Here is a 6,632-nt window from a genome sequence, read left to right as displayed (position 1 = left end):
CAGCAGAACGCCGCGCTGGTGGAGGAAGCCACGGCGGCCGCCCGCGCCATGCAGGACCAGGCCGCGGCCCTGTCGCAGACGGTGTCCGTGTTCCGGCTTGGAGACGCCGCGATGCACGACAGCGCGACCGCCGCTGCACTCGGACGGATCAAGGCCGCTTCACGGGCCCCGGTCGCCCTGCCCGCCTGATCCGCCGGTCGCCCACGCCACTTCGATTTCCTTGACGACATGCGCGCCTCGACACGGACCCGCTGGATCGCTCTCTTGACCGCTCTCGCGGGCGCACCCGCGTTCGCGGCTGAGGATGCGTACGTGGCCTTCGCCTACACGGGCGAATATGCACGCAGCGTCGGCGCGCAGCCCGCAGGTGACGCGTACGCGGACCAGTTCCACCTGTCGGCGGGCCTCGATTCGCAGCGCCTGGGCTGGGGCGGTGGACAGTTCGTGATCGAGCTCACCCACCGCACCGGCACCGCGCTGGAGCAGGAACTGGCGCTTCCGCTGCTCCAGCAGGTGCAGTCGGTCTACGGCGCCGGCGACGTGACCCGCCTGACCCGGCTCTCGTATCGCCATGCGTTCCAGGCCGTCCCGCTCACGGTCACCGCGGGACGGCTGTACCCCAATGCGGATTTTCTCGCGTTCTCCTGCCATTACCAGCACATGAGCTTCTGTGGCGGTGCGCCGGGCAATGTCACCAATGGCTGGTTCGCCGACCCGGTCAGCCAGTACGGCGCGGTGCTGGCCTTGGATGCGACCCCGGCAGTGCAGCTCAAGCTCGGCGCCTACGACGTCAATCCAGGCCATGCGGCATCCGGCGCCGGACTGCGTCTGGAGTCGTCCGGGGGGAGCACCGGCACGCTCGTGATCGGCGAGATCGAGCGGTCCGACGGCGCGCGTGGCCGCTGGCGCCTCGGCACCTGGCACGACAGCAGCGCATACGCGCTGCTGTCCGGAGCCGACGTGGATGCCGCGCCCGCCATGCGGCACCACGAGACGGGCTCGTATCTGAGCATCGAGCGGACGCTGGCCCGCTTGCCGTCCGGTGCCACGCTGCACGGCTTCCTCAACATCGTGCGCGCGGATGCCTACACCAATGCGGTGGATCGCCTCGACGCGATCGGCGTCTGGCTGGACGCGCCATTCGCCGCCCGGCCGGATGACCGGCTCGCGCTGGCGGTGGGACGGACGCAGGTCAACGGACGGCTGCTGCGCGGCGAGCAGGCCGACGCCGCCGTCCACGCCGAATACCCGGTCGAGCTCAATTACAGCGCCGTGATCGGCCCCTGGCTCACCCTGATGCCGAACCTCCAGCGCATCCGCCAGACCGGCCCGGGCGCACGTTCGCTGACCGTGTTCGGTCTGCGGGTCGAGCTTGCCCTCTAGCGCCGACGAACGGTCGTCAAGCCCCTCCCACGCGGGCCGATATCCAAATTGTCACAGTCCTCTGCCACACGCCCCGGGCACTCCATGAACACCATTCTCCAGCGCTACAACGTCGGTCCGCGCCTCGCGGCCGCATTCGGCCTGCTCGTCGTCCTGTCGGTCGTGCTCGTCGGCATGGGACTCTGGTCGCTGCATCACACGGACAAGGAAATCGACACCATCGTCAACGAGAACGTGGCGAAGCTCCGGCTGTCCCAGACGATGCTGGAAACCAATCTCGAAACCGAGGTGGCGCTGCGCAATGCCGTGCTGGCCAACAACGAAGCTGACAACGCGACGGCATCGCAGATGGTCGAAACCCAGCGCGCACGCTTCGCGGAGGCGCGAGCCACGCTCGAGGCCTTGCCGGCCTCCGAAGCGGCGCGCGCCATCCGCCAGCGTATCGACGAGCGCACCGCAGCAGCCGTGGCCGTCAACGAGCAGATCCTGCTTCTGACTCAAACCGATGACGCGGCCGCCGAGGCGGTCCTGCTCGGCGACGGCATGGCCGCGATGAACGCCGCACAGGAAGCGATCCGAGAGAACCTCGAACGCCAGCAGATGCTGACCGAACAGGCCTATGCACGTGCGGTGCAGGTGGCTGCGAGCGGGCGTCGCCTGATGATCGGCGCCGGTGTGCTGGTGATCGCGCTCAGTGTGCTCCTGGCCTGGACCATCACCCGCAGCCTCACGAGCCCCCTGTCGACCGCAACCGGAATCGCCGACGCGATCGCAGGCGGACGCTTCGACAACACCATCGACGCGAGCGCTGGCGACGAGACGGGCCGACTGCTGGCCAGCATGCAGCGGATGCAATCCACCCTGCGAGACTACTCGGAGGCCCAGCTGACGATGGGCCAGCGCCACGACGCCGGCGTGATCAGCCATCGCATCGACGTCGCGGGTTTCCAGGGCAGTTATGCCGATATGGCCGCCACCACCAATGCCCTGGTCGACTCGCACATCGTCGTCATGACCGAAATGGCGGAGCTGTCGCAGCGCTACGCGATCGGCGATCTCACGCGCGACATGCGCGAGCTGCCGGGTGAGAAGGCCACGATCACCGAAGCGATGCGCACGACCAAGCGCAACCTGGAAGCGGTCAACTCCCAGATCACCGTTCTGGCCGATGCGGCCGCCCGCGGCGACTTCAGCGAGCGCGGCGACGAGACCGCGTACCAGTTCGCATTCCGCGACATGGTGGCCGCGCTGAACCGCCTGATGCAGGAAGCGGACGCCGGCATCGGCGACGTGGGCCGGATCATGGGCGCGCTCGCCAGCGGCGACCTGACGCAGCGCGTGGAACGCGAGTACCAGGGCGCCTTCGGCAAGCTCGCCAGCGACGCCAACGGCACCGCAGCGCAGCTCGCGGACATTGTGCGGGGCATCCAGCGGGCGTCGGGCGCGATCAATACCGGTGCCAGCGAGATCGCCTCGGGCAACGACGACCTCTCGCGCCGGACCGAGCAGCAGGCGGCGAACCTCGAGGAGACCGCGGCCTCGATGGAGGAACTGACCTCCACCGTGCGCCAGAACGCCGATCACGCCCGCCAGGCCAACCAGCTGGCGATCGGCGCGGCCTCGGTCGCCTCGCAGGGTGGCGACGTCGTCGGCCAGGTCGTGCAGACCATGAGTGACATCGAGCAGTCCTCGCGCAAGATCGCCGACATCATCTCGGTCATCGACGGCATCGCCTTCCAGACCAACATCCTCGCGCTCAACGCGGCGGTGGAGGCGGCGCGTGCCGGCGAGCAGGGCCGCGGCTTCGCGGTCGTGGCCAGCGAGGTGCGCACCCTGGCCCAGCGCAGCGCGGCAGCAGCCAAGGAGATCAAGGGCCTGATCGACGATTCGACCGGCAAGGTATCCGACGGTGCGGCGCTCGCCGCGCAGGCCGGCAAGACCATGGGCGAGATCGTGACCTCGGTGCAGCGCGTCACCGACATCATGTCCGAGATCGCCGCGGCCTCGCAGGAACAGGCCTCGGGCATCGAACAGGTCAACCACACGATCACCCAGATGGACGAGACCACGCAGCAGAACGCCGCACTGGTGGAAGAGGCGTCCGCCGCTGCCCGCTCGATGGAAGAACAGGCCACTGCGCTCTCGCGGACCGTTGCCGTGTTCCGCATCGACGCCGTGCCCGCCGCTACGGTCGTCGCCCCCATCGTGCGCAAGTCCGTGCCTGCGGCGCCCGCACCGGCAGCCAGAGCTGGCGCGACACGCCGGGCCGCGGCGCCCGCGCGCCAGCCCGCCAGCACCAAGCCGGCACTGGCCGTGGCCGAGACGGATTGGGCGGAGTTCTGAGGTCCCGCGCCGCATCCGCACAGCTCCGGCCGTCAACTTCCGGCGGCCGCAGTCGATATCGCCATAAGACCCCTGTTCGAGCATTGCGCATGGCTGCGACCTCACTGCCCCACTCGCCCGTCGGCAACCGTGACTTCGTGTTCTCGGAGCGGGATTTCCGTCGCGTCTGCCAGCTGATCCGCGACCGCGCCGGCATCGCCCTGGTCGACAGCAAACGCGACATGGTCTACGGGCGCCTGTCACGCCGCCTCCGCGCGCTCGGCCTCACCGAGTTCGGCACCTACCTCGACCAGCTCGAGCGCAACGGCGACGGTGCGGAGTGGCAGGCGTTCACCAACGCCCTGACCACGAACCTCACCGCCTTCTTCCGCGAGCCGCACCATTTCGAGCATCTGCTCGAACAGCTCGGCCAGTCCGGCGCGACGCCACGCGCACCGCTTGCGCTCTGGTCCTGTGCCGCGTCCACCGGCGAGGAGCCTTATTCGATCGCGATCACCGCCTGCGAGGCCTTCGGCACGCTGACGCCGCCGGTGCGCATCCTGGCCACCGATATCGATACCCAGGTGCTGGCCACGGCGCAGCGCGGGGTGTATCCGGTGGAGCGCGTCTCCGGTCTGTCCCCGGAGCGCAAGCGGCGGTTCTTCCAGCGTGGCACCGGACCGAACGAAGGCCATTGCCGCGTGCATCCGGCGCTGCAGGCGCTCATCGATTTCCGCCCGCTCAACCTGCTCAGCCCGCGCTACGACATCGGGGGGCCCTACGCCGCGGTGTTCTGCCGCAACGTGATGATCTATTTCGACAAGCCCACGCAACGCGGAATCCTCTCCCGCCTGGTCACGCACATGGACGCTGCGAGCCTGCTCTATACGGGGCACTCCGAGAACTACCTGCACGCATCGGACCTGATCCGTCCCTGCGGCCGCACGCTGTACCGTCGCAACTTCGAGGCGGATGCCGCATGAGCCGCGCCGCCCTCCGCGACGACGACGTCCTGCGTTACCGCGATGCCCACTTCAAGGTGCCCGCCGCCAAGCTGCTGCCCACCCAGTATCTTGTGGTCGACGACGGCACCGCGCTGGTCACCGTGCTCGGCTCCTGCATCGCGGCCTGCGTGCGCGATCCGGTACTGCAGCTGGGCGGCATGAACCACTTCATGCTGCCCGACGGCAATGTCGGCGACGGCGCGCCGGCCCGCTACGGCAGCTATGCGATGGAAATGCTCATCAACGAGCTGCTCAAGCGCGGTGCCAGCCGTCGGCGCCTCGAAGCCAAGGTCTTCGGCGGGGCCAATGTACTCAAGGGTTTCACCTCGAACCCGGTCGGCACCCGCAATGCGGAGTTCGTGCTGGCCTATCTCGCGGCCGAGCAGATCCCGGTGGTCGCCGAGGACCTGCGCGGCATCCACCCGCGCAAGGTGTGGTTCTTCCCCGACAGCGGGCGGGTGATGGTCAACCGCCTGCCGCACGCCCACGAGGCGGAAGTGGTCGCGGCCGAAACCGCGGTGCGCGCACGCCTGTCGCGCACGCCCGTCAGCGGCGGCGTGGAGCTGTTCGAATGAAGCGCTGTCGTGTCCTCGTCGTCGACGACTCCGCCGTGGTGCGCCAGCTGCTGACCGAACTGCTCGCCCAGGATCCGGAGATCGAGGTGGTCGGCAGCGCCGCCGACCCGCTGCTGGCACGCGAGAAGATCAAGCGCCTCAATCCGGACGTGCTGACTCTCGACGTCGAAATGCCGCGCATGGACGGTCTGGCGTTCCTCGAGAACCTCATGCGCCTGCGGCCGATGCCGGTGGTCATGGTGTCCTCGCTGACCGAGCGCGGCGCCGACATCACCCTGCAGGCCATGGCACTGGGCGCGGTGGATTTCGTCACCAAGCCGAAGGCCGGTCTGGCCCAGGGTCTGGCGGACTACGCCGATGAGATCCGCGCCAAGGTCAAGGCGGCGGCCGGGGCCCGCGTGCGTGCTCCCGCGGCGACCGTGCAGCAACCGCTGGTGAGGCTCGAGGCGTCCTCGGCGCCCGCCGTGGCCACCCGCTTCCGCACCACCGACCGCCTGATCGCGATCGGTGCATCGGCCGGCGGCACCGAAGCCCTGCGCGTGGTGCTCGAACGGATGCCACCGGATGCGCCGGCGATCGTGCTGACCCAGCACATCCCGGCGAGTTTCAGCCGGCCGTTCGCCGAACGTCTGGACCGCCACTCGCAGATGCTGGTGCGCGAGGCCCGCGACGGCGAGATGATCCTGCCCGGACATGCCTACCTGCCGCCCGGCGACCACCATCTGCGGGTGATACGCGACGGTGCACGTTGGCGCTGCAAGCTCGATCCCGGCCCACCGGTGAACCGCCATCGTCCTGCGGTCGACGTGCTCTTCCGTTCGGTCGCCCAGAGCGCGGGCGCCAATGCGGTCGCGGCCATCCTGACCGGCATGGGCGACGACGGTGCACGGGGGCTGCTCGAACTGCGCCAGGCCGGCGCGCCCACGCTGGTGCAGGACGAAGCCACGAGCGTCGTCTGGGGCATGCCGGGCGCCGCGGTGAAGCTCGGCGCAGCGCAGGAAATCCTGCCTCTCGAGGCCATCGCCGACCGGCTGCTGGCACTCGCGCAAGGCTGAGCGGAAAGCCGCTCGCGCGGCACGCGGGCCCGTTGGGCGCTCGTGACCGTGGGTCGAACGGGCATGCGCATGCACCCGCGCGCGATGCACGGTCGTTCGCATCGCCGGTCGCCTTGCACCAGGGTTCCGGGATGCTCGCGTGTTCAAGGGAGCGAATCCGGCAATCCACCGTGAACGCCGCGACATGCTCCCTGTCCCGGAGCGGCACGCGTCGTCACTGCCGCCCGACACGCCGCCGGCGCACGCGTTCGCAGCAAGAACGGAAACGGCATCCGGCCGAAGCGCGGATGCCG

Annotated in this window: 5 protein-coding genes and 1 pseudogene; all 6 read left to right on the top strand. The window is 69.3% G+C overall.

The annotated features are described in order from the left end of the window. A pseudogene (locus H0E82_RS16845) lies at positions 1-189 on the top strand (methyl-accepting chemotaxis protein); the annotation flags it as partial. 75 nt (positions 190-264) lie between these two features. Next, entirely contained in the window at positions 265-1,383 is a 1,119-nt protein-coding gene (locus H0E82_RS11390) for a carbohydrate porin (protein WP_180545559.1), read from the top strand. An 84-nt stretch (positions 1,384-1,467) separates the two neighbouring features. Further along, positions 1,468-3,726 carry a methyl-accepting chemotaxis protein gene (locus tag H0E82_RS17015; protein ID WP_180545558.1) on the top strand — a complete coding sequence of 753 codons (2,259 nt, stop codon included), beginning with the start codon at positions 1,468-1,470 and terminating at the stop codon, positions 3,724-3,726. 89 nt (positions 3,727-3,815) lie between these two features. Continuing rightward, the gene (locus tag H0E82_RS11380; RefSeq protein ID WP_180545557.1) at positions 3,816-4,688 is read left to right on the top strand and encodes a CheR family methyltransferase; all 873 of its coding nucleotides are present in this window, start codon (positions 3,816-3,818) and stop codon (positions 4,686-4,688) included. Then, positions 4,685-5,284, top strand: a complete 600-nt coding sequence (cheD, locus tag H0E82_RS11375; protein ID WP_180545556.1) for a chemoreceptor glutamine deamidase CheD — start codon at positions 4,685-4,687, stop codon at positions 5,282-5,284. Before H0E82_RS11380 ends, cheD begins: the two co-directional genes overlap by 4 nt. Further along, a complete protein-coding gene (locus H0E82_RS11370) occupies positions 5,281-6,339 on the top strand; it encodes a protein-glutamate methylesterase/protein-glutamine glutaminase (protein ID WP_180545555.1) in 1,059 nt (352 codons plus the stop codon). Before cheD ends, H0E82_RS11370 begins: the two co-directional genes overlap by 4 nt. Positions 6,340-6,632: the final 293 nt, after the last annotated feature.

This window comes from Luteimonas deserti, assembly GCF_013425765.1.
GTDB lineage: Bacteria > Pseudomonadota > Gammaproteobacteria > Xanthomonadales > Xanthomonadaceae > Luteimonas > Luteimonas deserti.
The sequence above is the reverse complement of the archived record's forward strand: the minus strand, read 5'-3'. Positions and strand labels throughout refer to the sequence as shown.